General features: G+C 71.3%; 24 protein-coding genes. 12 read left to right on the top strand and 12 right to left on the bottom strand.

The features are described from left to right. Positions 1 to 127: 127 nt before the first annotated feature. The 4 genes from NR111_RS11590 to NR111_RS11575 form a co-directional block, all read right to left on the bottom strand. Positions 128 to 766 (bottom strand): TrkA family potassium uptake protein, encoded by a 639-nt coding sequence (locus NR111_RS11590; RefSeq protein ID WP_256820828.1) that lies wholly within the window; start codon positions 764 to 766, stop codon positions 128 to 130. Positions 767 to 785: 19 nt separating this feature from the next. Continuing rightward, positions 786 to 2,144, bottom strand: a complete 1,359-nt coding sequence (locus NR111_RS11585) for a TrkH family potassium uptake protein (RefSeq protein ID WP_256820881.1) — start codon at positions 2,142 to 2,144, stop codon at positions 786 to 788. A 103-nt stretch (positions 2,145 to 2,247) separates the two neighbouring features. Beyond that, entirely contained in the window at positions 2,248 to 3,618 is a 1,371-nt protein-coding gene (locus NR111_RS11580; protein ID WP_256820827.1) for a polysaccharide pyruvyl transferase family protein, read from the bottom strand. 92 nt (positions 3,619 to 3,710) lie between these two features. Continuing rightward, the gene (locus tag NR111_RS11575; protein WP_256820826.1) at positions 3,711 to 4,727 is read right to left on the bottom strand and encodes an NADP-dependent oxidoreductase; all 1,017 of its coding nucleotides are present in this window, start codon (positions 4,725 to 4,727) and stop codon (positions 3,711 to 3,713) included. Positions 4,728 to 4,793: 66 nt separating this feature from the next. Between NR111_RS11575 and NR111_RS11570 the strand changes: the two genes are divergently transcribed. The 4 genes from NR111_RS11570 (at position 4,794) to NR111_RS11555 (ending at position 8,319) form a co-directional block, all read left to right on the top strand. Then, the gene (locus NR111_RS11570; RefSeq protein WP_374210716.1) at positions 4,794 to 5,681 is read left to right on the top strand and encodes an ABC transporter permease; all 888 of its coding nucleotides are present in this window, start codon (positions 4,794 to 4,796) and stop codon (positions 5,679 to 5,681) included. Positions 5,682 to 5,693: 12 nt separating this feature from the next. Beyond that, positions 5,694 to 6,512 carry an ABC transporter ATP-binding protein gene (locus tag NR111_RS11565; RefSeq protein ID WP_067714748.1) on the top strand — a complete coding sequence of 273 codons (819 nt, stop codon included), beginning with the start codon at positions 5,694 to 5,696 and terminating at the stop codon, positions 6,510 to 6,512. Continuing rightward, positions 6,502 to 7,623, top strand: a complete 1,122-nt coding sequence (locus NR111_RS11560) for a glycosyltransferase (protein ID WP_240341220.1) — start codon at positions 6,502 to 6,504, stop codon at positions 7,621 to 7,623. The genes NR111_RS11565 and NR111_RS11560 overlap by 11 nt, the downstream gene beginning before the upstream one ends. 93 nt (positions 7,624 to 7,716) lie before the next feature. Continuing rightward, positions 7,717 to 8,319, top strand: coding sequence for a maleylpyruvate isomerase family mycothiol-dependent enzyme (locus NR111_RS11555; protein WP_256820825.1), 603 nt, complete (start codon positions 7,717 to 7,719; stop codon positions 8,317 to 8,319). Here the strand turns inward: NR111_RS11555 and NR111_RS11550 are convergent. Beyond that, entirely contained in the window at positions 8,306 to 8,497 is a 192-nt protein-coding gene (locus NR111_RS11550) for a ferredoxin (protein ID WP_007633389.1), read from the bottom strand. The two genes, NR111_RS11555 and NR111_RS11550, sit on opposite strands and share 14 nt — an antisense overlap. Positions 8,498 to 8,646: 149 nt before the next feature. On the opposite strand from NR111_RS11550, the gene NR111_RS11545 reads away from it, so the two are divergent. Both NR111_RS11545 and NR111_RS11540 read left to right on the top strand, forming a co-directional pair. Next, positions 8,647 to 9,120 carry a DUF4442 domain-containing protein gene (locus NR111_RS11545; RefSeq protein ID WP_067714753.1) on the top strand — a complete coding sequence of 158 codons (474 nt, stop codon included), beginning with the start codon at positions 8,647 to 8,649 and terminating at the stop codon, positions 9,118 to 9,120. 93 nt (positions 9,121 to 9,213) lie between these two features. Further along, complete coding sequence (locus NR111_RS11540; protein WP_069390375.1) at positions 9,214 to 10,413, top strand: TerC/Alx family metal homeostasis membrane protein; 1,200 nt, start codon at positions 9,214 to 9,216, stop codon at positions 10,411 to 10,413. A 61-nt stretch (positions 10,414 to 10,474) separates the two neighbouring features. On the opposite strand, the gene NR111_RS11535 is transcribed toward NR111_RS11540, so the two are convergent. Next, entirely contained in the window at positions 10,475 to 11,323 is an 849-nt protein-coding gene (locus NR111_RS11535; RefSeq protein WP_227022101.1) for a hypothetical protein, read from the bottom strand. A 475-nt stretch (positions 11,324 to 11,798) separates the two neighbouring features. Between NR111_RS11535 and NR111_RS11530 the strand changes: the two genes are divergently transcribed. After that, the gene (locus NR111_RS11530) at positions 11,799 to 12,167 is read left to right on the top strand and encodes a RidA family protein (RefSeq protein ID WP_067714759.1); all 369 of its coding nucleotides are present in this window, start codon (positions 11,799 to 11,801) and stop codon (positions 12,165 to 12,167) included. 15 nt (positions 12,168 to 12,182) lie between these two features. On the opposite strand, the gene NR111_RS11525 is transcribed toward NR111_RS11530, so the two are convergent. Genes NR111_RS11525 through NR111_RS11510 form a run of 4 tightly spaced genes read right to left on the bottom strand, consistent with a single transcriptional unit; the run spans position 12,183 to position 17,569 of the window. Continuing rightward, complete coding sequence (locus NR111_RS11525) at positions 12,183 to 13,049, bottom strand: potassium channel family protein (RefSeq protein WP_159148146.1); 867 nt, start codon at positions 13,047 to 13,049, stop codon at positions 12,183 to 12,185. Positions 13,050 to 13,081: 32 nt separating this feature from the next. Next, the gene (locus NR111_RS11520) at positions 13,082 to 14,953 is read right to left on the bottom strand and encodes a glycosyltransferase (RefSeq protein ID WP_182635873.1); all 1,872 of its coding nucleotides are present in this window, start codon (positions 14,951 to 14,953) and stop codon (positions 13,082 to 13,084) included. Between the two features lie 25 nt (positions 14,954 to 14,978). Continuing rightward, positions 14,979 to 17,039, bottom strand: a complete 2,061-nt coding sequence (locus tag NR111_RS11515) for a DUF6541 family protein (RefSeq protein WP_256820824.1) — start codon at positions 17,037 to 17,039, stop codon at positions 14,979 to 14,981. Positions 17,040 to 17,044: 5 nt separating this feature from the next. Further along, positions 17,045 to 17,569, bottom strand: coding sequence for a GtrA family protein (locus NR111_RS11510; RefSeq protein ID WP_256820823.1), 525 nt, complete (start codon positions 17,567 to 17,569; stop codon positions 17,045 to 17,047). A 65-nt stretch (positions 17,570 to 17,634) separates the two neighbouring features. Between NR111_RS11510 and NR111_RS11505 the strand changes: the two genes are divergently transcribed. Then, positions 17,635 to 18,363, top strand: coding sequence for a response regulator transcription factor (locus NR111_RS11505; RefSeq protein ID WP_256820822.1), 729 nt, complete (start codon positions 17,635 to 17,637; stop codon positions 18,361 to 18,363). Beyond that, positions 18,360 to 19,472 carry a cell wall metabolism sensor histidine kinase WalK gene (locus NR111_RS11500; protein WP_256820821.1) on the top strand — a complete coding sequence of 371 codons (1,113 nt, stop codon included), beginning with the start codon at positions 18,360 to 18,362 and terminating at the stop codon, positions 19,470 to 19,472. The genes NR111_RS11505 and NR111_RS11500 overlap by 4 nt, the downstream gene beginning before the upstream one ends. On the opposite strand, the gene NR111_RS11495 is transcribed toward NR111_RS11500, so the two are convergent. Then, on the bottom strand, positions 19,426 to 20,184 hold the full coding sequence (locus NR111_RS11495) for a DUF2202 domain-containing protein (RefSeq protein ID WP_256820820.1): 759 nt from the start codon (positions 20,182 to 20,184) through the stop codon (positions 19,426 to 19,428). The two genes, NR111_RS11500 and NR111_RS11495, sit on opposite strands and share 47 nt — an antisense overlap. 407 nt (positions 20,185 to 20,591) lie before the next feature. On the opposite strand from NR111_RS11495, the gene NR111_RS11490 reads away from it, so the two are divergent. Beyond that, positions 20,592 to 20,774 carry a hypothetical protein gene (locus tag NR111_RS11490; RefSeq protein WP_067714780.1) on the top strand — a complete coding sequence of 61 codons (183 nt, stop codon included), beginning with the start codon at positions 20,592 to 20,594 and terminating at the stop codon, positions 20,772 to 20,774. A gap of 91 nt (positions 20,775 to 20,865) precedes the next feature. Here NR111_RS11490 and NR111_RS11485 read toward each other — a convergent pair whose 3' ends face one another. Next, entirely contained in the window at positions 20,866 to 21,636 is a 771-nt protein-coding gene (locus tag NR111_RS11485) for an ABC transporter permease (RefSeq protein WP_227022103.1), read from the bottom strand. A gap of 103 nt (positions 21,637 to 21,739) precedes the next feature. Here NR111_RS11485 and NR111_RS11480 point away from each other — a divergent pair, with 103 nt between their 5' ends. Together NR111_RS11480 and NR111_RS11475 are read left to right on the top strand one after the other, a co-directional pair. Continuing rightward, a complete protein-coding gene (locus NR111_RS11480; RefSeq protein ID WP_096906235.1) occupies positions 21,740 to 23,134 on the top strand; it encodes a lipase family protein in 1,395 nt (464 codons plus the stop codon). Between the two features lie 96 nt (positions 23,135 to 23,230). Further along, on the top strand, positions 23,231 to 24,679 hold the full coding sequence (locus NR111_RS11475; RefSeq protein ID WP_067714788.1) for an FAD-binding oxidoreductase: 1,449 nt from the start codon (positions 23,231 to 23,233) through the stop codon (positions 24,677 to 24,679). The last annotated feature ends 393 nt before the right edge of the window (positions 24,680 to 25,072 follow it).

Here is a 25,072-nt window from a genome sequence, read left to right as displayed (position 1 = left end):
AGAGCGGGGCGGAGCAGACTTCTCCGCTGACCGTACGGTCGCGCCGACTTTCATGCAACTAGTTGCACAAAAGTCGACGGCCTCGCGTCGGCGACAGAACCCACACCTCACGGACGGGAATCGCGGTCTAGGACAGCTCCGCGAAGCGTTCGGTGTCGCGCACCTTGCCGGAGACGATGATGGTGTCTCCCGGGTGCAGGATCGTGTCGGCGGTGGCGTAGGTGAAGCCCTCCCCGGGACGCTTGATCGCCACCACGGTCACGCCGTGGTCCGTGCGGATCGAGGTCGCACCGAGACTGCGACCCGTCGCGAACGCCGGGGCGGTCGTCTTGACCATGGCGAACCCGTCATCGAACTCGATGTAGTCGATCATCCGGCCGCGGACCAGGTGGGCCACCCGCTTGCCCATGTCGTGTTCCGGCCGCACGACATGATGCACACCGATCTGCGTGAGGATCTTGGCGTGGGAGTTGCTGATCGCCTTGGCCCACACGTTCGCCACGCCCATATTGATCAGGGCCGAGGCGGTCAGCAGGCTGGCCTCGAGGTCGGAGCCGATCCCCACCACCGCGCGATCGAACTCGTGCACCGACAACTGACGTAGGGACTCCTCGTCCGTGGTGTCGGCCACCACCGCGTGCGTGAGGCGGTTGGCGATCTTCTGCACGACCGCATCGCTCGCGTCGACACCCAACACCTCCGCGCCCTGGGACATCAACTCCAGGGCGAGCGACTTGCCGAACCGACCCAGACCGAGCACTGCCACGGCGTCCGGCGCTGATTTCCTAGCCAATGAGTGGCCTTTCTGCGGGAAGGTCGTACCGTCGTCCGCGCTGGCGAGCGGCCAGGGCACTGACCATGGTGATCGGGCCGATCCGGCCCAGGTACATCAGTCCGATCAGTATCCACTGACCCCACTCGGGAAGCCGCGCGGTGATGCCGGTGGACAGCCCCACCGTGGCGAACGCGGAAGTGACCTCGAACAACAGTTCATTAAGCCCGAACGGCGTCCCCGCCAGGAGCACTATGGTCGAGACCGTCACCAATCCGATACCGATGAGTGCCACGGCCAACGCCTGGCGCTGGACGCGGGTGTCCACACGGCGGTCGAAGATCGTGACCGATTTCTCGCCCCGCACCTCTGCGACCATGACGAACAGCAGAAGTGCGAAGGTCGTCACCTTGATACCGCCGGCAGTGCCTCCGCTGCCGCCTCCGATGAACATCAACACGTCGGTCACGAGCAGGGTCGCCTCGTCCATCTGCGCGTAGTCGACGCTGTTGAAGCCGGCGGTTCTGGGCATCGTCCCCTGGAACGCGGCCACCAGGACCTTGTCGGCGAAACCGAACGATTGCAGCGTGCGGGTCCACTCCAGCGCCAGGACCGCCGCGAACCCCGCCAACAGCAGGATCGCCGTGACGTGCACGGTCAGCCGGGTGTGCAGGCTCCACCGCGGGTGCTCCCGGGTCGCGGATCCGGACCGGCGGATGCGCCGCCCCACCTCGAACAGGACCGGGAAGCCCAACCCGCCCAGGATCACCGCCACCATCAACGGCACACAGATCCACGGATCGGTGGCGAAGCCGATCACGTTGTCGCTGTACAGCGCGAACCCGGCGTTGTTGAACGCCGAGACCGAATGGAACACGCCCAGCCACAGCGACCGCAGCACCGGCTCGTCGTACCCGACCGCGAAACGAATCGCCAGCGCCGCCGCGGTGACCGCCTCGATGAGCAGACTCATCCGGACCACGCCCACGACCACGCCCCGCACGTCGCCGAGTTCGGCCGCCCGGGCCTCGGCGGCGGTGTTCAACCGTGCCTTGAGTCCGATCCGGTGCGCCAACATCAGCCCCACCAACGAGGCCATGGTCATGATCCCCAGGCCACCGACCTGGATCAGCCCCAGAATGACCGCCTGACCGAATCCCGACCAGTGCACAGGGGTGTCCACCACGATCAACCCGGTCAAGCACATCGCCGACGTCGCCGTGAACAGCGCTGCGGTCACACTGGTGGCGCCGCCGGACGCCACCGCCGCGGGCAGCAGCAGCAACCCGGTCCCCACCGCGATCGCCGCAGCGAAACTCAGGGCGACGACCCGGACCGGACTCAACGTCGCCCAGCCCGCCCACCGCCGCATCACAGACGGTGACACCCGCCCATACGCAGTCACGAGGTCAGACAGTAGACCTCGGCGGCACCGATGAACAGTAGGGGTTTGCGCCCGGTGAACCGGCTGCGTATCACTGCAGCGTGCGGCCCGCAGCCCCCGCGTAGATCTCCTGTGCCAACCGCTCCGCGACCTCCACGAGCGCGACGACGGTGGCCGGATCGACGCCACCCGCCGCGGGCACCCCGGAGACGACGGAGCGCGGGTCCTCGTCCGCCGCCACAGAACTCCACCGCGACCCGGCGGCGAGCAGCGCCCCGTGCTTGACGTCGTAGTAGGCCGACCCCGACCGCAGTGCCACCCCGGAGGCCCCGCGGGCCGCCGCGAAGAGATGCGGATGGAAACGGGTGGTCAGCCAGACCTGCCCCGGCCGGGCGGGCAGACCCGTGGCCCACAGTTCCTGGAACGGCACGAAACGCGCGCGGGGCAACCGCAGGTCAGCCAGGGCGCGGCCCACCTCGTCGTCGTCGCCGTCGTATCCACCCTGTCCACCGTCGGCGCCGGACGCGGCCGCCGCGCGCGCACACACCCTGTCCCACACCACCCGGTCCCCACCGGGGATCGACTCGACGACGGTGATCCGCTCGCCCGGCACCGCCCACGCGGCGAGGATCCGCGCGACGGTGGCGGCGAGGACCTCCGGCTCCACCAGGTCGGACTGGGCGCAGAGCACCAGGTCGCGGCACGCGTCCGGGTCGGGCGAGTAGACGGGGTGGTCGCCGGCCTCGACGACACCCGCCGCCGACAGGGCGAGCCAGCCGTCGTCGGCCACGTGGCGGACCGGCACCCCCGTGCCCGCGAGGAGCTCGAACGAGTCGGCGTCACGGACGGTGACCAGGTCGTAGTCGCGCAACGCCCCCGCCAACCGTCCGGCGTCCCCGCACGGCACGAACCCCTGACCGGTGGCCACCACGCGCGCGCCCGCCGCCCGGCCGGCCTCCCCCGCCGCCGCGACCACGCCCAGGTGGTGCGGCCACAGGTCGTTGACGAAGCCCCCGCCGATGAGGTGGACCACAGACGCGCTGCGCAGCAGGTCGATGCCCGTGGCCAGCGCCGGACGCAGCCCGGGGTCGCCCACCGCGGCGCGACAGAACCCGATCGCCTCGTCGGCGCCGGTGTGCTCGGAGGCCAGGCGCCACAGGGTGTCGGTGAAGAGCACGTCCGGGTGCTCGGAATGGTGCAGGACCGCCGCCTGGCCGGGCGTGTGGCAGTCCACCACGACGGGCGTCCCCGGCAGTGCGTGCCGCAGGTAGCGCAGCCACCCCGCCAACAGCTGCTCGTCGCCGTGGTTGGGGTGACCGGCCGGAGCGACGAGGTACACGGGCCGCTGGCCCTCCCGCGGCCGGCCCCACCGGGCGTCCGCGGTGGCGCGCGCGGCATCGAGCAGGCGACGGGCCCGTCGTCTCAGGCGGGCGGCGGGCGCGGCTCGGCGAGTCGGCGTCATGACGTCAACCCTGCCGCACCCCCGTGGCGCCCCGCCTCCCGGGTCAGACCGCCGCCGGCCGCCGGACCGGACTGGGGGTCAGATCGGTGGGATCAGATCCGCACGAGCATCTTGCCCACGTTCGCGCCCTTCATCAGATCGAGGAACGCGTCGACCGAGTTGTCGATGCCGTCGACGACGGTCTCGTCGAACACGATCTCGCCCGAGGCGACCCACGGGCCGACCTTCTCCGCGAACTCCTTGAACAGATGCATGTACTTGTTCACCGTGAAGCCCTGCAGGGTGAGGCCGCGGGTGATGGCGTGCCACATGTTGTCCGGCCCCGGCGCACGCTCGGTGGCGTTGTAGGAGCTGATCGCGCCGCACAGGGCCAGTCGGCCCCCGTCGTTCATCAGGTCGAGCGCGGCCTCGAGGTGGTCACCGCCCACGTTGTCGAAGTAGACGTCGATACCCTCACCGTCGCGGGCGCCGAAGTGCCCCCGCAGGAGCTCACGGACCGAGCCGTCCTTGTAATTGATCGCGGCGTCGAAGCCGTAGCGCTCCGTGCACGTGGCGACCTTCTCCGCGCTGCCGGCCGAGCCGATGATCGTGGACGCGCCCTCGAGCCTGGCGATCTGGCCCACCGCGGAGCCGACGGAACCCGCCGCACCCGAGACGAACACCGACTCGCCCGCCCGGAACCGTCCGATGTGCATGAGGCCCACGTACGCCGTGAGCCCGGTGGTGCCGAGGATGCCCAGGTACGCCGAGACCGGCACGCCGTCGATCTCCTCCACCACGCGGAACTGCCGACCGTCGGCCTGCGCGACGTCGCGCCACCCCAGGTCGTGCAGGACCACCGCACCGACGGGGTGGGCGTCGGACCGCGACTCGACGACGCGCCCCACCGCGGCACCGGTCATGGTCTCGTCGAGCTCGAACGGCGGGATGTAGGAGCGCCCCTCGTTCATGCGGCCGCGCATGTAGGGGTCCACGGAGACGTACTCGTTGGCCACCCGCACCTCGCCCTCGGCGAGCTCGGGCAGGTCGACGGTGACCGTGCGGAAGTTGTCGTGGGTCGGCCATCCGCGGGGGCGGCTGGCGAGCTGGATCTGCGTACTGGTCGTCATCTCTACTGTCTACGCGCACTCGCTGCGGGGCTGCCACCGCCGGCCGCTCTAGTAGGCTTCCCGATCGTGCAGGACCAGCCCCTTCCCGATCCCACCTCGGCGACGCTCCCCGACGAGCGCGTGCGCGGCGAGATCGTCAACGACTCCCACACCTTCCGCCGGGCCATCGCCGACCTGCGGCAGGGGCTCAGCCAGCGCGAGCTGTGGTTGTCCCTGGGATGGCAGGACATCAAACAGCGCTACCGGCGGTCCACGCTCGGTCCCCTGTGGATCACCATCGCCACCGGTGTCATGGCCGTCGCGCTCGGCCTGCTGTACTCGATCCTCTTCCAGATCCCGCTCGCCGAGTTCCTCCCGCACGTCACCGTGGGCCTCATCATGTGGGGCTTCATCTCCGGGTGCATCAAGGAGGGCTCCGAGGTCTTCATCGCCAACGAAGGCCTGATCAAGCAGTTGCCCAGCGCGTTGAGCGTCCACGTCTACCGCCTGGTCTGGCGGCAGTTCCTGTTCCTGTGTCACAACCTGGTGATCTGGGTGGTGCTCATGCTGGTCTTCCCGCGCCCCCTGGGCTGGGACCTGCTGCTGTCCGTCCTGGGACTGGCGGTGCTCATGATCAACGGCGTCTGGGTGGCCATGCTGTTCGGCATCCTCGCCACCCGGTTCCGCGACATCGCGCCGCTGCTGGACTCGATGGTGCAGCTGCTGTTCTACATGACCCCCATCGTCTGGACCACGCAGACGCTCTACGAGCAGGGCGGGGAGATCGCCGAGCGGGCCCGGATCGCCGAGCTCAACCCGCTCTACCACTACCTCGAGATCGTCCGCGCCCCCATGCTCGGGGAACCCACCGCCGCCTATCACTGGTGGATCGTCCTGGGCTGCACCGCCGTCGGCCTGGTCCTCGCGTTCGTGGCCCTGCGCCAGTTCCGCTCCCGAGTCCCGTACTGGGTGTAGGAGATATATCCCATGAGCTCCGCTGTCCCCACGCCCGGCGGCGTGTCCATCGACTGCGTGGACGCCTGCGTCGACTTCCCGATCTTCGACGCCAAGTCGCGATCGCTCAAGAAGGCCGTGCTGGGATCCGCCGGCGGCGCGATCGGCCGGAACGCGTCCAACGTCGTCGTCGTCGAGGCCCTCAAGGACATCACCCTCTCCCTCCGGGAGGGCGACCGCATCGGGCTGGTCGGCCACAACGGGGCCGGCAAGTCCACGCTGCTGCGCCTGCTCTCCGGCATCTACGAGCCCACCCGCGGGGCCGCCCGGATCCGCGGTCGCGTGGCGCCGGTCTTCGACCTGGGCGTCGGCATGGACCCGGAGATCTCGGGCTACGAGAACATCATCATCCGCGGGCTGTTCCTCGGGCAGACGCGCAAGCAGATGAAGGCGAAGGTCGAGGAGATCGCCGACTTCACCGAGCTCGGCGAGTACCTCGACATGCCACTGCGCACCTACTCCACCGGCATGCGCGTCCGCCTGGCGATGGGGGTGGTGACCTCCATCGACCCCGAGATCCTGCTGCTCGACGAGGGCATCGGTGCCGTGGACGCGGAGTTCATGAAGAAGGCGCGGGTCAAGCTCGCCGAGCTGGTCTCCCGCTCCGGCATCCTCGTGTTCGCCTCACACTCCAACGAATTCCTCGCGCAGCTGTGCGACTCGGCCATGTGGGTCGACCACGGCCGGATCCGCCAGCGCGGCAGCATCGAGGAGATCGTCACCGCCTATGAGGGCCCCGAGGCCGGGCGCTCGATCGGCGAGTACATCGGCAGGATGCACCATGAGGACTGAGCGGCAGGGCGCGGGCCGCCCGGGCGGTGCGGGCGACACGCCCGGGTCGGACGCCCCTGCGGTGATGGGCTCGGACCTGCGCGCCCAGAATGGTCCCGACACGCAGCACAACCCCGCCGGAAGCGAGCATTCCGCCAGCGCAACCCAGCGGGGCGGCGACGGGCGGCGCGTCGTGGCCGTGGTGGTCACGCACCGCCGGCTGGAGCAACTGCGCGCCTCGCTCGAGGTGGTGTGCGGCCAGACCCGCCCGATCGACCACCTGGTGGTGATCGACAATGCCGACGAGCAGGCCGTGCGAGAACTGGTCGAAGCCCAGCCGGTCGAGGCCACGTACATCGGCTCAAAGCACAACCTGGGTGGCGCGGGCGGGTTCGCACTGGGGATGCTCCACGCCCTGGCCACCGGGGCGGGCCTGGTGTGGTGCGCCGACGACGATGGCCGCCCCGAGGGGCCCGAGGTGCTGGCGACCCTGCTGGGCTGCATGGACCGCCACGGGCTGGCCGAGGTGTCGCCGGTGGTGTGCGACCTCGACGATCCCGACCGTCTGGCGTTCCCGCTGCGGCGCGGCCTGGTGTGGCGACGACACCGCTCCGAGCTGTTCACGGTCGGCGGGGCCGGTGGGACGGGCGGGGCCGGTGGGACGGGCGGGCCCGCAGCACCGGCCGAGGACCTGCTGCCCGGCATCGCGTCGCTGTTCAACGGCGCGCTGTTCACCGCCGACTGCCTGGACCGGGTGGGCGTTCCGGATCTACGGCTGTTCATCCGCGGCGACGAGGTGGAGATGCACCGCCGCCTGGTCCGCTCCGGCCAGCCCTTCGGCACCTGCCTGACCACCGCCTACCTGCACCCGCAGGGCTCGGACGAGTTCAAGCCGATCCTCGGCGGCCGGATGCACACCCAGTTCCCCGACGACCCGGTCAAACGCCACTTCACCTACCGCAACCGCGGGTACGTGCTCACCCAGCCCGGCAATCGGCGACTCATCCCCCAGGAGATCCTGCGCTTCGGCTGGTATTTCCTGGTGACGAGGCGCGACCCGGCGGGCCTGCGCGAGTGGCTGCGACTGCAGCGGATGGGCGCCGGCGAGCGGTTCGACAAGCCCGGCGGCTGACCCACGAAATCCGCTACCGCGAATCCGGATCCGCTATGCCGATTGGACTCGCGGATCCGGAGGTGGAGTAGCGGATTTTGGCAGGATGGGTCCATGACCGACTGGATCGCCCTGCAGTCCCGCGCCGCCGACCTCTACGACGAGGTCCTGCCCGCCATCACCGACTGGGACGCCGCCACCCCCTGCAGCGACTGGACGGCGCACGAGGTGCTGGCCCACGTGGTCGACGAGCAATTGTGGGTGCCGGGGTTGCTGGCCGGCGGCACCGTCGACGAGGTGGCCGACGATCTGGAGGACCGCCTGCGTCGGCTCCACGAGGCGACCGGGCCGGAGCTGGTCACCGACTGGCACGCGATCCGCCCGCCGGTGGCGGCGGCGTGGCGAGGGACCCCGGACGACGAGGTGCACCTGTCCTACGGGCTGGCGCCCGCGAAGCACTACCTGGCGCAACAGGTGTTCGACCTCGCCGTCCACGCGTGGGATCTCGCCGTCTCCCAGCGGATCGACCTGCGGTGGGGCGACGAGCTCGATCGGGCCGTGCTGGAGTTCGTCCGGGCAGATCTCGCCGACAACCCGGCCCCGGAACTCTTCGATCCCCCGGTGCCCGGCTACGAGGGGCCGGACGTCCCCGCCCGGGACACGGCGCTGGCGCTGACCGGACGCGATCCGGGGGCGTGGCCCGTCAGGCCTCTCTGAGAGCAGCCATCGGGCACTTCGCGACGGCCTTCCGTGCCCGCTTCTCGTGCTCCTCGGGGACCTCGTCGACGATGACGCGCACCACCTCGTCGTCGTCCCCCAGCTCGAACACTGCGGGGGCGAGCCCGACGCACACCGCCTGGCCCTCGCACCGGTCCGGATCCACGATGATCCTCATGACGTGCCTCCTCGTCGTCGGCCACGATCGGTTCCGTGGTCGGACCCCTGAACTTAGACAAATCGGTGCTTTTTGTCTAGGGAATTCGTGTTTTCGTCACCGGATCGCAGCCGCCCCGAACTGATCCGCCGGTAAGTTAAGCTCGCCCCGTGCCCAAGACGCTGCTGCACCGATACACCTCGAGCCCCCGGGCGTTCCCGGTCCTGGCCTCGCTCTATCCACCCCTGCTGGGCTCGGGGATCCGCATCCGCCACGTCGCGCCGGACTGGACCCGCGGGGAGCTCGACATGCACGTGGCCCCGTGGACGGCCAACACCAACGGCACCGCGTTCGGCGGCGCGCTGTTCGCCGCCACCGACGTGCTCTACGGGGCGCTGCTGTCCGGGCAGCTCGGCACCGGTTACCAGGTGTGGACCAAGTCCGCGACGATCGACTTCCGTACCCCCGGACGCGGTCGTCTGCGGTGCGTCGTGGAGGTCCCCCGCGTGGAGGCCGACTCCATCCGTGAGCAGCTGACCGCGCGGCCCCGGACGAGCATCGTCCACACGGCCCTGGTCACCGACGCCCGCGGCGGGACGGTCGTGGAGGCCCGGCACACGATGTCGATCCGCCGCAGGGATTGACGGGCAGCGGTCAAAACCTCCGCCGGGGGTCTCCCGCCGCCGGACACGGGTAGGATAATCCGGTCCCAGGCCCTCCCCGGAAAGGAACCCCCGTTGGGAGCCACCCCGCTCGCATGGTCGTTGTCAGTCGGCCTCATCATCGCCCTGTTGCTGTTCGACTACTTCTTTCACGTGCGCAAGGAGCACATCCCCACCCTCAAGGAGTCGGCCATCTGGTCCGCGCTCTACGTGGGGATCGCCCTGATCTTCGGCGGCGTGGTGTGGATCTTCGGCGGCACAGACATGGGCGTGGAGTACTTCGCCGGGTACATCACCGAGAAGGCGCTCTCGGTGGACAACCTGTTCGTGTTCCTGCTGCTGCTCACCAGTTTCAAGGTGCCGCGTGCGGGCCAGCAGAAGGCACTGCTGTTCGGCATCGTGTTCTCGATCATCGCGCGGACCGCGTTCATCTTCGTGGGCGCCGCGCTGCTCAACAAGTTCGCCGTCCTGTTCTACATCTTCGGCCTGTTCCTCATCGTCACCGCCGGACGTCTGCTGGCCGAGGACGACGAGGACGACGACGCCGACAACGTGGTGGTGCGCCTGGCCAAGCGATTCATCCCGGCCACCGACCACTACGACCACGACAAGCTGTTCACCATCGAGAACGGCAAGCGCGTCATGACGCCGATGATGATCGTCATGGTCGCCATCGGCGGCACCGACATCATGTTCGCGCTGGATTCGATCCCCGCGATCTTCGGTCTCACCCAGAACGTCTTCATCGTCTTCACCGCCACCACGTTCTCGCTGCTCGGCCTGCGCCAGCTGTACTTCCTGCTCGACGGCCTGCTCGACCGGCTCGTCTACCTCAAGTACGGGCTGGCCGCGATCCTCGGCTTCATCGGCGTCAAGCTCATCCTCCACGCCCTGCACGAGAACAACCTCCCGTTCATCAACGGTGGCGAGCACGTGGACGTGGTGGAGGTCCCCACGTTCCTCTCGCTGGGCATCATCGTTGGTGTGCTCGTGGTGACGGTCCTCGGCTCCCTGCTCAGCCCGGCCGGCAAGGCGCTCACGGTGCTCGGCAACCTCAAGCGACACTCGCTCGAATACCTCGACAAGGACTTCGTCGACGATCCGGTCGAGCGGGCGAAGCTGTGGGCGAAGATCGTCGAGAACGAGGACAAGCTCAAGGACATCGAGCGCAGGTACTTCGGCAGCGAGGGCGACGTGTGGGAGCTTGAGCAGCTCCTGCGGAGGGTCTGGGACGAGCAGGGCCGCTACGAGAAGGCGACCGACTACACCCGCTGACGCCGGCGGCGGGGCCGGGCCTTACCGGGGCTTCCTCACCGGGGTTCCTGACCCGGGCTCCTCACCAGGGGCTGCCTGACCACATGCCGTGCGGATCCACCGCGCCGTCCTCGCGCAACGGGGACCGGACCTCCGTCGATGGCCAGCGCGACCTCAGCACCGCCGCCGCGCGGTGCCCTTCCCCCCGACCTCCCGGAGGCGTGAGCGCGGCTGGCCCGGCAAACGGAGCGGGCACAGCGGACGGAGCGGGCGCCGCGGCCCCCTCCGGAGAGACGGGTCCTCGGACGACGATCACCGTCCATCCGGCCCGACGCAAGTGCTCCCGGTAGCGCTCGGCGGGTCTCCCGAACGACGGGGCCCGCCCGCCGGGCGTGAACACCACGCACCGGTCGAAGGGATCGGCGAGCGGCAACTCCACCGTGAAGTGCCCCAGCCGGACCGTGTGCCCGTGCCCGAACGTCCCGCACCCCGCCGCCGCCAACTCGAGCCGGGCCCGGGTCGACGCGACCGATCCCGAGAGCGGATCCGCCGCCCCGGCGACCTCACGGAAGGCCCTCGCACCACGCCCGGCGGGATGCCCGGCGGCGCCCGACAACTGGCCCGGCAGTTCGGGCAGCATCCCGCACAGCCGCTCCACCGCGACGACCGCGTCCTCGAACGACAGATCTCCGGCCAGGTCCCGGCAGGTCCGCAGCGGGGTGGTCACACGCAACCCGTCGATCTCCGTGACAGCGGACGGGGGCATCGAACCGTAGCGGTACACCCTGCCCGGACGCGACCTGCGCGTCGACGGCAGCCAGATCTCGGGTGGCGCGTCCGCGGGCGCGGAGTCGTCGCCCCACAGCAGGGCGGCGCTGCGCCCGCGCAGCACCCCTCCGGGCCAGGTCCGCGCCAGCGCGACGCTGCGCATGCGGAGATCGTCCCGTTGGTCCTCCCGCCGGTACATTCCGTGCCAGATCCGCCGATAGCGCGCGCGGTCAGCGGGATCCGGTACCGCGACGGCGAGTTCGGCCGTGGTCAGCGGGCCGGGTGGCAGAACGCCCCGTGCACCCCGTGTTCCCTGTGCGCCGCGGCGGATTCTGCCCGGTGGTGGCGGGTCGCCGGCCACCGTCTCCGCACCGCGTCCTCCCGCATCGAGGACTCGGGCACGGGACGCATCTGGGATCTCCATACCCGTCACTGTGGCGCACGGAGCCGTTGCTCTAGGGCCGGGAAGCCGCCTTCCGGGCGGCGTCTGTGGAGAACGCCACACCTGTGGAATCTCACGACCCACCGCTGTTACACGCAGCTAGCTAACTCGACTCATCGTCCGCCGAGGATCAACCTGTCACACCGACTCACAGACGGAGGAAAAGATTCAGAAGGAAATCGTCGTTCCCGAGGACATGGCCCACTTGGTGGAGCGGTTCAACTACTCACCGGCAGTGAAGGTCGGCAGCCTGATCTACTGCTCGGGCCAGGCCGGGCGGGACTCGGAGATGAACGTCATCGACAGCAGCCTCGAGGATCACTTCGTGGCGGCCTGGGAGAACCTGGGCACGGTACTCCGGGCCGGCGGGTCGGATTTCGAGCACATCGTGGAGATGACCACGTACCACGTCGGTCTCCAGGACCACCTGCCCCTGTTCCTCGACGTCCGCAGCCGCTACATCCCCCGGACGGACGTCCCCACGGCGTGGAGTGCGATCGGCGTCAGCGAGCTGACGTTCCCCGGCCAGCTCGTCGAGTTGAAGGCGGTGGCCCTGGTGCCGTGATCGACCGCCGGCCCCCTAGGGGTGGTGCTCGCGGAGATAGGCGGAGAACACCTGCTCCGGGGGGCCACCGCGGTGCAGGAACTGCTGGTCCAGCGTCGCCGCGAGCCGCTCCAGTGCCACCGAGAGCTGGCAGCGACCCAGCTCCACGGCGGCCGGCGACCCCGCCGGGCCGGGTTCGGACAGTCGCACCGCGCCGGCCAGCTGTCGTGGCAGCGACAGGTCCGCGGACCGCTCGCGGAAGTAGAAGCCCTCGGAGTGCTGGAAGAAGTCGATCCGGACCTCCTCGACCCTGTCTGCCACCGCCGTCAACTGGGCACACACCGGCTCCGCCGGCAGGTCCGGGATCCGCCCCGCGAAGTCGACCTCGTCCAGACGCGACAGTTCCTGCGCCAACGCCCGCCGCCGCAACAAGGGCGGATACACCTGGTTGAACCAGGTCAGTGCCCCGGTGAGCAGGGCGAATCCCGTCAACGCCTGGAACGGTGTGATCCACCGGATCCACGAATCGGAGGGGACCATGTCGCCGAACCCCAGGGTGGCCAGCGTGACGAACGAGAAGTACAGGGCCTCGACGAACGCCGGGAGACTGTCCGGATCGATCCCGTCGGAGTAGGTGAAGTCCGCGGGCACGTGCGGGTAGTAGATCACTCCCCAGCCCAGACCCTGGAGCACCACCCACAGCAAGATGACCGTCACCAGGGCCGCCGGACCCACCGCGCTGCCCACCCGGTGGCCCGTCGCCCGGGACACCCGCCACATCCCCGCGAACACCCAGGGACTCAGGTACCCGGTGCCCCCGGGGTGCATCAGCGTGTGGAACACGTCCATCAACACCACCGCGATGAGCGCCACGCCCACCGCCGTCAGCACGATCTCGACCATCACCCCACCCTAAGCGGCGAGCGGACGGCGGGTCAGAGTCCGTACAGCCGCGCCCAGTTCTCCCGCGTGGTGAGCCCGGCCTGCGCGGCACGCCACCGCTCCTGGGCGGCCGGGGCCTCCCGGACGAACCGGGCGAGCAGCGAGACCAGCCGCTTCTGCAGCTCGGTGGCCCGCGCCGGGTCCACCTTGCGGTGGTGCACCCCGGTCTGCGAGGCGTCGGTCACGTACACCTCGTCGAACAGGGAGACGTGCCACCAGGCCGCGTCCTCGTAGGGGATCGCCACCACACCGCGGCGCTGCCGGCCCAACTTCTGTAAGAGCAGCCGCTTGGCGAGCACCTGGTCCTCGCGGTCCTCCCGCGGGATCCCCACCTTGCGCCGGACACCGATCCCGGCGGGCAGGGCCTCCACCCCGAGCTTGGCGGTCTCCGGGTACCGCGCGCGCTCGGCGCGGATCGCGGCCAGCGCGGCCTGACCGCCGTCACCGACGCCGTGGGTGCCGTCGGGCCCGTCGAGGAACGCCTCGATCCCGCGCAGGCGGGTGGCGGCGAGCCCGTACTGCATGCCCGCCACCGCGCGCAGGACGCTCCGGGCGAGGTTCTTGGCCATGTCCTTCGGGTCGATCCCCTGCCGGACCGCCGCTGTGGTCAACGAGTTGCGCAGGGAGAAGAACTGGCCGAAGTCGTCGCCGTCCTTCCAGTAGAAGTCCGCGTGCCACACCGCCGCGCCCTGCAGGGTGCACGTGGGCATCCCCGCCTGGCGGCAGCGCAGGCCGTACTCGATGTCGTCCCACTGGAAGAAGTACGGCATGGGGAGTCCGACGCGCTCCACGGCCTCGCCGGGGACGAGGCAGGACCACCACGCGTTGTACTCGGCGTCGATCCGCCGCTCCTGCCGGCCCGCGACCACCGACTCGTCACGCAGCGCGAACTCGTCGGCGTCCAACCCGCCCCGGAGCTCGTCGAGCTGCGTCCGTTCGGCCGAGACCAGCAGGTAGTCCGGGTTGAACAGGTACAGCATCTGGGCACCCACGAGCATCGGTTCGCGGGTGACGGCGGCGAAGGCGAACAGGCGCAGCACCGTCTCGGGCTCCACCCGGACGTCGTCGTCCATGAGCAGCACGTCCACCGGCCCCGGGCCGTCCGGGGCCGTGGCCTCGTACAGCCCGCGGCTGAAGCCGCCGGCACCGCCGAGGTTGGGCTGACGCAGGTAGTGCAGCCGGTCGCCGAACTCCTCCGCCGCGTGCCGGAACGGATCGCGGGTCTCCACCAGATCGGTGCCCTGGTCCGTGACATAGAGGTCGTCGATCAGGTCCGCGACGAGGGGATCCGAGGCCAGCGAGTCGACCGTGGCCGCACAGTCATCCGCCCGGTTGAACGTGCAGATGGCCACGGCGGCGCGGCGGGCGGGCCTCGTCGTCGTCGTACTCCACTCCACCTCCGACACCGTCGCCGGCGCGTCGACGGCGTGCACCTCCAGCCACATCGCGCCACCGTCGGTGAACGTGTCCACCGGCACGTCCAACACCGCCATACCGTCGCCGTGGTGGTGGACCACCTCCACCGTCCGCACGTGGGAGCCGATGTCCGAGGCGCGCACCAGCACGTCGACCTGCCCGACGGTCTCCACCGACACCCGTACGGTCAGGTCGGTGACGGAGGTCCAGCGCTGCCAGTAGGACGCCTCGAACCGGCCGAAGTAGGTGTTGGTGTCGACGATCGCGCCGGGCTCCAGGTGCAGCTCGGTGCGTGTGCGGCGCACCACGCCCCGCGTGATCCGCGAGTACAGGTCGTCGTTGACCCACCGGCGCGGGCCGGAGAACAGGGTGCGCTGGAGCAGCAGATCGCGCTCGGGCCGGTCGGTCCCGGTGTCGGCGTCTGCGGTTGTCACGGTGGTGGCGTCCATGGGGCGATGCGCTCCTGGGAGTCGGTTAGGCGGTGCCGTCCAGGCTAGCCCCCGGGCCGGGGGGCGCCGCCTCGACGACCGGTGAGTCGGTGTTCGGGGGCTGCCCCGGCGGCGTCACCGGGGGGATGCCGGGTGGCGGGGGCAGCGGCTGGTGGTCCGCGGGCACCGGCAGGACCTCGTACAGACGGGCGCCCGGAGTGGCCTCCACCAGCCGCAGGTTCGGGTTGAGGTGCAGCCCGATGAACCCACCCGGCCGGCCCGGCCCGCCCACGGACTCCGTCCCGACGATCACCCAGCGCACGTCCCGGAGTTGCATCTCGCGGGTGACGGTCGGGTCGAAACCGTAGCGGTTGACCGAGGTGTACAGCGTCATGCGGTCGGCGCCGACCTGCGCGACCGGGTCGTCGGCGAGCGGCGCCCCGAACACCACCGGCACCCCGTGGAGCGCGTAGACCCAGGCGGTGCCGTCGAACGGGTCGTTCAGGGCCACCCCGCCGTCGTACCTCTCCCCCAGCGCGTCCAGCACGAGCCGCTCGTCGGCGGTGACCGCGGGCCCGTCGGCGTACCCCCAGGCGGTCAGGTCCCGCGCCATCACCGCGTGCCCGGAGGCGGTGAGCAGGGCCAACGCCGCCGCCACGGCCACGCCGACCCGGGCCGCCGGCCGGCGCAGCGACCCGCGCGGAACCAGCGCCCGCACGCCGGCCCCGGCCAGCACCGCCGAGGGCAGGACGAGCAGCGACGCGAACCGGTAGAAGTCGTCCCACCAGAAGCCGGTGAACGTCCGCACCCAGTCGCCCCGGACGGCCGCGGCCAGGACGTACAGGGTCCCGTAGACGAGGAGCGCGGCGACGGGGGCGGCGAGCGGGCGACGCCGCCGCGGGTCGGCGACCGCCGTCGCCAGTCCCACGATCACCGCCACGGCCATGCCCACCGAGGCCACCGCCGTGGGACCGAGGTCGAGCACCGCGGCGACCGCCCGCGCCACACCCACCTCCCGTGGCCACGAGAACCCGGCGAGCGACTGGGTGGTCCCGGACGACACCATGCTCACCGACCACCCGACGTACGCCCCCGCGGGCACGGCGGCCAGGACGAACGCGCCCAGCACCGTCAGCCGCGGGCGCAGGCCGGGAGCGGCGGCCAGCCCGGCGAGGGCCTGCGCGGCGAGCGGGATCGCCGCGGCCAGTGCCACCGACGGGTGCACCGACCACGCCCCGGCCATCCCGGCGCCCAGGAGCAGCGCGTGCGCGGGCATCCGGGACCGACGGGCGGCGAGGTGCTCACCCAGCAGGAGCAGTCCGGGGATCACCGCGACGCCCAGCGCGAACGGCAGTACGGGTCCGCGCACCAGGGCGAGGTACGGGAACGTCCACGCCGACGCGGCGACCGCCGCGGCCGCCACCGCCGCGAGTCGGGACCCCCCGCAGAGGCGGGCCGCCAGGACCGCGACCCCCAGCACGAACACCACCCCGGTCGCCGCGGAGACGGCGCCCAGGGCCTCCGGCAGGCCGCCTCCGGGCAGCCCGACCAGCAGCGACGCGAACGCGTGATAGGTGTCCGGGTAGAAGAAGTGCGGGTTGGCGGGCTGGCTCACCGGCGCGAGGTCGGTCAGGCCGGCCCGCCCGGTCTCGGCGATGAACCGGGTGGCGCCGCCGTGGAAGATGGCGTCCCAGCCCTGGGGAATGGCGGTGAGACCGCCGGTGGCGACGAGGATGTGGGCGACCGGGATCACCGCGAGGACGACGACGACGAGGTCCGCCACCCCCGGGCCCGGCCCGCCGCGGCGGGGGTCGTCGTCGTCCTCCCCCTCGCCACGCCGCCACGTCTCCCGGTCGGTGACCCGGGACGCGATACCCACGACGACGGCGCAGACCAGCGCGGCGAGCGCAGTCACCCCGGCCGAGACGACGCCCCAGCGCAGGTCCACCGCGGCGGTGACCGCGCTGCCGACCGCCACCACCGCGAGCGTCAGCGCCGGCCCGGCCGCCACCGCGTCCCGCCACCGGGTGCCGGCGGCCAGGCAGACCACCGCCCCCGGCAACACCACCAGCGCCACCGCGGCGAGCAGGACGAGCGCGACCGTCACGGTGCTCAGCGCACCCGGAAGATCACGGTCCGTTGGACGATGAAGTTGGTGACCGTGGCGACGCCCTGGGCGATGACGTAGGCCACGGTCGTGGCCCAGAACGGGCTCCAGTCCATACCGAGGAACCACGGTGTCAGCACCATGAACAGGCCCCACTGCACGCCGAACATCAGCGCGTAGAGGCCCATCGTGGCGATGAACCGGGCGCGCGACGGCTCGGCCTGGAACGTCCACCGGCGGTTGAAGGAGTAGGCGGTGAGCGTGCCGGCGACGAAGGACAGCGCCTTGGCCGTGCCGTAGTCCAGGCCGAGGACCCGGAGAAGCTGGAGGAGCCCGTAGTCGACGATCGCCGACAGCACGCCGGTGAGGAAGAACCGGACGACCTGCGTCTTCAGGTCGGTCGGGCGGGCGGGGTCGGACTCGTGGCGGGCCTCGAAGGGGTCCACGGCGCCCCGCAGGGAGTCGAGGACGGAGTCCTCCGGCGGGTCCGCCGGGCTGCCGTGGATGGGTCCGCCGCTGGATGTCGTCACGCGACCAGGGTAGATCGCCGGCCGAGGGCACAGCGTCACGCACTGCCGAGGGGGACACTGGAGGCGTGAACTCCCCCGACCCCGCCGCCCGCCGCCGCGTCCTGGTGGTGGACGACGAACCCCACATCCGCCGTGTCCTGCGCGGGTATCTGGAGGCGGACGGTTTCGCCGTCGACGAAGCCGGTACCGCGGCCCAGGCCCGGGAGCTGGTGGGCGCCGCCGACCTCGTCCTGCTCGACATCGGACTGCCGGACGGGAACGGCCTCGACCTGCTGCGCGACCTGCGGGCGGTGTCACCGGTGTACGTGATCCTCGTGACCGCCCGCGCCGAGGAGGTCGACCGGCTGATCGGCCTCGAGGCCGGGGCCGACGACTACGTGGTCAAACCCTTCAGCCCCCGTGAGGTCACGGCCCGCGTCCGCGCCGTCCTGCGCCGGGCACGCGAGGCCGGTCCGGTGGTGGTGGCCACGCCGCCGCTCACCGTCGGCGGGCTGGCCGTGGACGTCGGGGCACGTGAGGTCGCCGTCGACGGATCGGCGGTCCCGCTCACCCCGATCGAGTTCGATCTGCTGGCCACCATGACGGCCGCCCCGGGGCAGGTGTTCAGCCGCCGTCAGCTCCTCGACGCGGTGTGGCAAGACGGGTACTTCGGGGACGAGCGAGTGGTCGACGTCCACGTGCGCGGGCTACGGCGGGCCCTCGGGGACGATCCGGCGGCACCCCGCTTCGTGGCCACCGTGCGGGGCGCGGGCTACAAGGTCCTCCGGCCGGCGGGCCACGGGGGTGCGCAATGATCCGGACCCTGCGCGGGCGGTTGTTCCTCTCCCACCTCGCGGTGGCCGTGGTCGGCGTGGTCGTGGTGCTGGTGGTGGTCCGGCTGACGGCTCCGATGCTCTTCGACGACTCGCTCCGGCCCGGCGGTCCCGGTGGGGTCGGTGGGGTCGGCAACCGCGGCGCCGGCCCGGGTCTGCGCTCGACCGTCGCCGACGCGGTCACCACGGCCACGGTCTGGGGGGCGGTCGCCGGCGTCGCGGTCGCGCTCCTCGCCGCCGGGATCGTCGGGCGTCGCCTGCTCCGGTCGCTGGCGGAGGTGGGGGCCGCCACCACCGCGATAGCCGCCGGGGACTACACCCGCCGCATCACCCGTCCCCCCGAGCGGGAGATCGCGGCCCTCGCCGACGACGTGACGACACTCGCCCGCGCGATCGACCAGACCGAGGCGCGCCGGATGCGTCTCATCTCGGAAGTCGCACACGAGATGCGCACGCCGCTCACCGTGATCGACGGGTACGTGGAGGGCATCGCCGACGGCGTGTTCGGCGTGGAGGAGTTGCGTCACGTGCGTGCCGAGAGCGCCCGGCTCCGGCGCCTCTCCGAGGACCTGTCGACGCTGTCCAGGGGCACCGAGGGCCGCCTCGACCTCGCGCCGACGGTCACCGACCTGGCCGAACTGGTGCGCCTCACGGTCGAGCGGCTCCGGCCCCGGTTCGCCTCGACGGAGGTCGACCTGCGGGTGGAGTTGCCCGACGACGAGGTGCGCCTGACGGTCGACCCGGACCGCGTGGCGCAGGTCGTCGAGAACCTGGTGGTCAACGCACTGGCCGCCACCGAGCGCGGCCGGGTGACGGTCTCGGTGCGCGGCACCTCCGGCGGGGCGGAGATCACCGTCGCCGACACCGGCATCGGCCTGGACGACGACTCGGCCGAGCGCGTCTTCGAGCGGTTCCATCGCGGGCCCGGCGGACACGCCGGCGGATCCGGCCTCGGTCTGACCATCGGACGCCAACTGGCCCGGGCCCACGGGGGCGACCTCACAGTCGCCTCCCGGGGCCCGGGCCAGGGGTCCACCTTCGTGTTCAGCCTCGCTCGAACGCCGCCAGGTGCTTCTCCGATCCGTCCCTGAGGTGCTCGTACACCGCGTCCAGATCGGGTTGCTCGGTGGCCGCCATCGCGGCCTCGAGATCGGCGATGTCGCGTCGCTCGAGCTCGGCGCCCACCGCCAGCGCCTCGGACTTCGAGGTCAGGCCCCGCTCCAGCCAGTCGTCGTACAGCTCCTGGAGCTCCGGGTAGTCGTACACTCCCGGGGTGGAGCCGACCGACGGGTCGGGCAGGTCGTGGTTCGCGAGCAGGGTCGCCGTGGCCTCACCGTGCCGGGCTTCCGCAGCCGAGATGTTGTCGAACCGGCGGTCCGGCCACGCCTCGCCCAACGCCACGTACAGGTCGTGGGCGAGCCGCTCCTCCTCGCGCATCATCGACAGGGTCTCGGCCTCCTCGGCCGACAACGTACCGGCGGGCGCGGGGACCTCGAGCCCGTGGCCCTTCTCGCCACGCTGGCCCTTCTCGCCACGCTGGCCCTTCTCACCCTGCGGGGCCTGCTGGCCCGCTCCGCCCTGGCCCTGCCCGCCATGGCCCTGCCCGCCCTGGCCCTGCTGTCCGTGGTGCCCCTGGGGGCCTCCCGTCTGCTGCTGTGTCGCCACCGTCGCGACCCGGGTGCCCTCCGTGGGCCCGTCGGACCCGGCCAGCGCATATCCGCCGACCCCCGCCACCGCCAACGCACCGACGGCCGCGACCGCGCCCATCGAGCGACGGATCGTCCTGTTCGAGTTCGCCATCATGATCCTCACCTCGTCCTGCCCCGCGGGTGGGGCCTCGTGTGTCGGTTCGTCCGACACCTCGATTCCACCGCCTCCGCGTGAAGCACCCGAGGGGTCTCCGTGAGGATCACGTGAAGATCGTCACCCCCCTTGCGATCAGGTCTGCGACGTGCAATTCTTTCTCCACTGCGGGCACACAAGCCCGCTTCTGGTCGAACCGGAAACGGCACATCCGCCGACTGCGTTCGATTCCGCGGGAGCGATCCGTTCCGGCCACCCCATCTCACCCGGCGCCCTCACCACCAGGTCCGCGCCATTCCCGGGTAGCCGTCGTCGCCTCCACCCAACGCATCCGAGCACGGCTCGTCGTCTCGTCACCAGTGGACGTGGCGGCTGTGCAGCTCGCTTCCCGACCAGGAGGAATCCCCATGTCGCAGTACCGAAATCCCGCCATGAACAACGCGCCGACCGCGTTCTCGTACACGCCGACCGGCCGGGCCATCCCGCCGTCATCGCCGCTGCGGACTCCGAACCGTCGCCCGGTCTCGCCGTCGTACACGCCCACCGGCCGCGTCGTCCTGTCGACGCCGGCCACCCGCGGCTCCGCCTGAGCGCGAGCCCACCGCACCGCTACTCGCGCGCGGCGCCCACCGTCCGGCCCACCGGCCGACAGTCGGGCGTCGTGCGCGAGGCGTCTCCCGGCTACAACCGGTCGGCGGCCACGAGACGGGTGGTCACCACCAGGGCTATCGCGCCACACGCGAGGATCCCGGTCGAGACGAACAGTTGCATCACCCCGGCCTCCCACGGACGGGCACCGCCGAGCACCATCCCGACGAACGCCCCGGGGATCGTGACCAACCCGATGGTGCGCGTCTGGTCCAGCGAGGGCTGCAGGGAAGTCGCCGCCGCCTCGCGGCACACCATCATCCGCGCGGGGATGTCCGTGAAGCCGAGCGACAGCGCGGCCTCCACCTCACCGTGACGGGTGGCGAGTTCGTCGTGCGCGCGGCGGCCGGACAGGCCCGCCACCGCCATGGCGTTGCCCAGGAAGATCCCCACCACCGGGATGACCGACAATCCGTTGGGGCGGACCACCCCGGCCGCGAGCAACCCCAGGACGATCACCGCCGCCGGCAGAGCCACCGCCACCGCGCACCACAGCGCATCACGCACGGTCACCCGCGCCGCACCAGCCTGAGGCGCGCTGCGCTGCGCCAGCCTCCGGGCCGCGGCCCACGAGGCGACGGACGCCATCACCACCGCGAATGCCGCCACCAGCCACGGCCGGTCGGCCACGTACCCGATGATCAGCGAGAGCGCCACGAGCTGGACGGCCGCGCGGATCGACGTCCACGGGATCTCCCACTCCTGCCCCGTGCCGCCCAGCCACGCCGCCGTCGCGCCGATAACCACGAACAGGACGACGGCCACCGCCAACGCCGGCCCGATCTCGATCATCGTCGACCCCACGTGGGAGAGCCTACGACCGACCCGCCCCGACCGGGAGGGTCCGGCGAGGTCGATGTGCCGACCGCCCGGTGGCCATGTCCGAGGCGCGCGATACCGTACGCGCATGAGGTCGCGGCGTCCCCTCCGTCCCGCCCGCGCAGTCGCCGCGGCAATCGTGTCCCTGGCCTGCGCGGTGGCCGGGGTCCCGTCCACCGCCGCGATGCCGGCACCGGCGCCCGGGTCCTCGCCCGCGGCACCGCCCGATCCGCTGGCGGCGTTCCGACCGGCACCCCCGCACGAGCGCACGCCGGAGCGATATCTGCCCAGCCCGTCACCGGATCCCTGGTACTCCGCACCGCCCGAGGTCGATCCCGCCACGGCCCCCGGGACGATCCTCGACACGAGGCCGGTGACGATCCCGCCGCACAACGTCCGCAACTTCGGCCGCGGCTGGCAGGTGCTGGTCCAGAGTCTCGACTCGCACGACCGGCCGCAGCAGATCGTCTCCACCATCATCGAGCCGGCCACCCCCTGGACAGGGCCGGGTCCGCGACCGCTCGTGTCGTTCAACGTCACCATCGATTCCCTCGGCCTGACGTGCATGCCGTCGCACACGCTGCCGCACGAGCTGAACCTCGAGATGCCACCGTTCCTGCAGATCCTCGCCGACCGCGGGTACGGGCTGGTCGTGACCGACTTCCAGGGACCCAAGGCCGCGTACGCGGCCGGACGGGCCAACGGCCGGGCGGTCCTCGACGGGATCCGAGCGGCCCGCGCCTTCGTCCCACCCGGTGAGAGCGGCCCGATGTTCGTCGACTCGCGGGTCGTCCAGGTCGGTTACTCCGGCGGCGGTATCGCCACCGGCTGGGCCGCCCAGCTGCAGCCCGTCTACGCGCCCGAGTTGACCGGTGTGCTCGTGGGGTCGTCCGTGGGCGGTGTCCCCGCCGACTACTCGGAACTGTTCGACACGATGGACGGCAACCTCGCCTCCGGGCTCTACCGAGCAGCGGTACTGGGGATCGCGCGCGAGTACCCCGAGCTGTACACACTGCTCAGCGACGCCGGGGACGTCGCCGCCCACGGGCTCCGCGACTCGTGTGCCGCCGCCAACACCGCGTCGGGGCTGTTCCCCGTCCCGCTGGCGACGCTGATTACCACCGACCCGCGGACTGACCCGACCGTGTCAGAGGTGCTCGCCCGCAACCGGCTGGGCACCGCCGACCCGGCCCACGGCGCGGACCCGCGCGAGGTGCCGACCGGCCCGGTGCAGGTGTGGCACGGGGACGCCGCCGCGCCGATCGGGCCCGGCCCGGGCTCGTCGCGGGGTCCCGGAGACCCGTTCGTCCCCGAATGGACGGCCCGGCAGCTGGCCGACGAGTGGTGCGCGGCCGGTGCCGACGTCGAGTACACGCCCGTTCCGGGCGAGCACATCCTGGCCGCCTACACCGCGGTGGGCCCGGCGCTCGACTGGGTCGACGACCGCGCCCGCGGGGTCCCGTTCACCACCGGCTGCCGATAGCGTCACCAGCGGTCGGGCGCGCCGGGGGCGTTGCGGACGTCACGCCGGGGCCGTCGAGGGGTGGGTCGGGAGCCGCTGAGCGGTACCCTCGACCCTGTGAGCACCGCCCAGAACTCCTCCCCGGCCCAGTCCGCCCTGGACACCGAACTCAAGCGCCTCACCGGCTGGGGGCGCACCTCTCCCGCGATGAGCCACGTGCTCACCCCACGGTCCGTGGAGGAGATATCGGCAGCCGTGGCGGCGGTCAACGACGCCAACGCGTCGAGCCCCGCCCACCTGCACCGCGGCGTGGTGGCCCGCGGGCTCGGTCGCTCCTACGGCGACAGCGCCCAGAACTCCGGCGGTCTCGTGCTGGACATGAGCCACTTCAACCGCATCCACGAGCTCAACGCCGAGAAGGCGCTGGCCGTGGTGGACGCGGGCGTGAACCTCGACCAGCTCATGCGCGCGGCCCTGCCGTTCGGCCTGTGGGTTCCGGTGCTCCCGGGCACCCGGCAGGTCACGGTCGGCGGCGCGATCGGTCATGACATCCACGGTAAGAACCACCATTCGGCCGGGTCCTTCGGCAACCACGTCACCCGCATGGAACTGCTCGTCGCCGACGGCCGGGTGCTGACCCTGGAGCCGAGCGGTACCGCCGACGACCCGGAGGGCACCCTGTTCTGGGCCACGGTCGGCGGCAACGGCCTGACCGGCGTGATCCTCAAGGTGTGGATCGCCATGACCCGCACCGAGACCGCCTTCTTCCTGGCCGATTCCGATCAGACCGGGTCGCTCGACGAGACGATCGCCCTGCACACCGACGGTTCCGAGTCGAAGTACACCTACTCCTCGGCCTGGTTCGACGCGATCAGCGCGCCGCCGAAGCTCGGCCGGGCAGCCGTGTCCCGCGGGTCGCTGGCCACCCTCGCCGAACTCGAGGAATACGCGCCCAAGCTGGCGAAGAACCCCCTGGCGATGGACGCCAAGCCGCTCATCACCTTCCCGGACATTTTCCCCAACGGGCTCGCGAACAAGTACACCTTCGGCCCCATCGGCGAGGTGTACTACCGGCTCGGGGTCACGTCCCGGAACCAGATCAAGACGCTGCCGGCGTTCTACCACATGCTCGACCTGTTCTCCGAGTGGAACCGGGCCTACGGGTCCAAGGGATTCCTGCAGTACCAGTTCATCGTCCCGCCCGGCGAGGTCGAGGGCTTCAAGGAGATCATCGGCGACATCCAGCGCTCGGGGCACTACTCGTTTCTCAACGTCTTCAAGCTCTTCGGCCCGGGAAACCAGGCGCCGCTGTCCTTCCCCATGGAGGGATGGAACGTCTGCGTGGACTTCCCGATCAACAGCCGGCTCAACACGTTCGTCAACGAACTCGACGCCAAGGTCATGTCGATGGGCGGCCGCCTGTACACGGCCAAGGACTCCCGCGTCCCGGCCGAGCGCTTCCACGCGATGTACCCTCGGATCGATTCGTGGATCGCCACCCGCCGGGGGATCGACCCGAACGGCGTGTTCGTCTCCGACATGGGGCGTCGCCTCGAGCTGATCTGACGGTCGACCGGGGCGGGGCCTCCCCGCCGCCGCCGCCCGGCTCCACGGCCGCGACGCGCCTCCGCCGGGGGACCGCCGGCGGGGGCTACACACGACCCCGGCCCGGCGTCACACTGGAGGATGTCCTCGGACCACGAGCGTCTACCGACGCGTCCGAAATGGAGCCCGCCATGATCCTCCGCGCCGCTGTCGCCGCAGTCGCCCTGATCGTGACCACCCCGCCCTCGGCGGTGTGGGAACGGTCCCCGAGCAGACCGGCCCCGTCACCCACCTCGGTACGCCCACGGCCACGCGCACCGCGCCGAGCCGGGCCCGGACGACCTCGATTCATCTGATCCGGGCGGCCGGGGGCCGGCCGGACCGGGCCACCGCGCAGCGGCGCACACCGCCTCG

The organism is Dietzia sp. Die43 (assembly GCF_024519835.1).
Taxonomy (GTDB): Bacteria; Actinomycetota; Actinomycetes; order Mycobacteriales; family Mycobacteriaceae; genus Dietzia; species Dietzia kunjamensis.
Note: the sequence above shows the minus strand (reverse complement) of the source record. Positions and strands in the feature narration are given on the sequence as shown.

What these genes read in the sequence shown, in the direction of transcription:
- NR111_RS11585 (WP_256820881.1), bottom strand. Translation starts at nt 2,144, where the DNA reads ATGCGGCGGTGGGCGGGCTGGGCGACGTTGAGTCCGGTCCGGGTCGTC.
- NR111_RS11580 (WP_256820827.1), bottom strand. Translation starts at nt 3,618, where the DNA reads ATGACGCCGACTCGCCGAGCCGCGCCCGCCGCCCGCCTGAGACGACGG.
- NR111_RS11575 (WP_256820826.1), bottom strand. Translation starts at nt 4,727, where the DNA reads ATGACGACCAGTACGCAGATCCAGCTCGCCAGCCGCCCCCGCGGATGG.
- NR111_RS11565 (WP_067714748.1), top strand. Translation starts at nt 5,694, where the DNA reads ATGAGCTCCGCTGTCCCCACGCCCGGCGGCGTGTCCATCGACTGCGTG.
- NR111_RS11560 (WP_240341220.1), top strand. Translation starts at nt 6,502, where the DNA reads ATGAGGACTGAGCGGCAGGGCGCGGGCCGCCCGGGCGGTGCGGGCGAC.
- NR111_RS11555 (WP_256820825.1), top strand. Translation starts at nt 7,717, where the DNA reads ATGACCGACTGGATCGCCCTGCAGTCCCGCGCCGCCGACCTCTACGAC.
- NR111_RS11550 (WP_007633389.1), bottom strand. Translation starts at nt 8,497, where the DNA reads ATGAGGATCATCGTGGATCCGGACCGGTGCGAGGGCCAGGCGGTGTGC.
- NR111_RS11535 (WP_227022101.1), bottom strand. Translation starts at nt 11,323, where the DNA reads ATGCGCAGCGTCGCGCTGGCGCGGACCTGGCCCGGAGGGGTGCTGCGC.
- NR111_RS11530 (WP_067714759.1), top strand. Translation starts at nt 11,799, where the DNA reads ATGGCCCACTTGGTGGAGCGGTTCAACTACTCACCGGCAGTGAAGGTC.
- NR111_RS11525 (WP_159148146.1), bottom strand. Translation starts at nt 13,049, where the DNA reads ATGGTCGAGATCGTGCTGACGGCGGTGGGCGTGGCGCTCATCGCGGTG.
- NR111_RS11520 (WP_182635873.1), bottom strand. Translation starts at nt 14,953, where the DNA reads ATGGACGCCACCACCGTGACAACCGCAGACGCCGACACCGGGACCGAC.
- NR111_RS11500 (WP_256820821.1), top strand. Translation starts at nt 18,360, where the DNA reads ATGATCCGGACCCTGCGCGGGCGGTTGTTCCTCTCCCACCTCGCGGTG.
- NR111_RS11495 (WP_256820820.1), bottom strand. Translation starts at nt 20,184, where the DNA reads ATGATGGCGAACTCGAACAGGACGATCCGTCGCTCGATGGGCGCGGTC.
- NR111_RS11490 (WP_067714780.1), top strand. Translation starts at nt 20,592, where the DNA reads ATGTCGCAGTACCGAAATCCCGCCATGAACAACGCGCCGACCGCGTTC.
- NR111_RS11480 (WP_096906235.1), top strand. Translation starts at nt 21,740, where the DNA reads ATGAGGTCGCGGCGTCCCCTCCGTCCCGCCCGCGCAGTCGCCGCGGCA.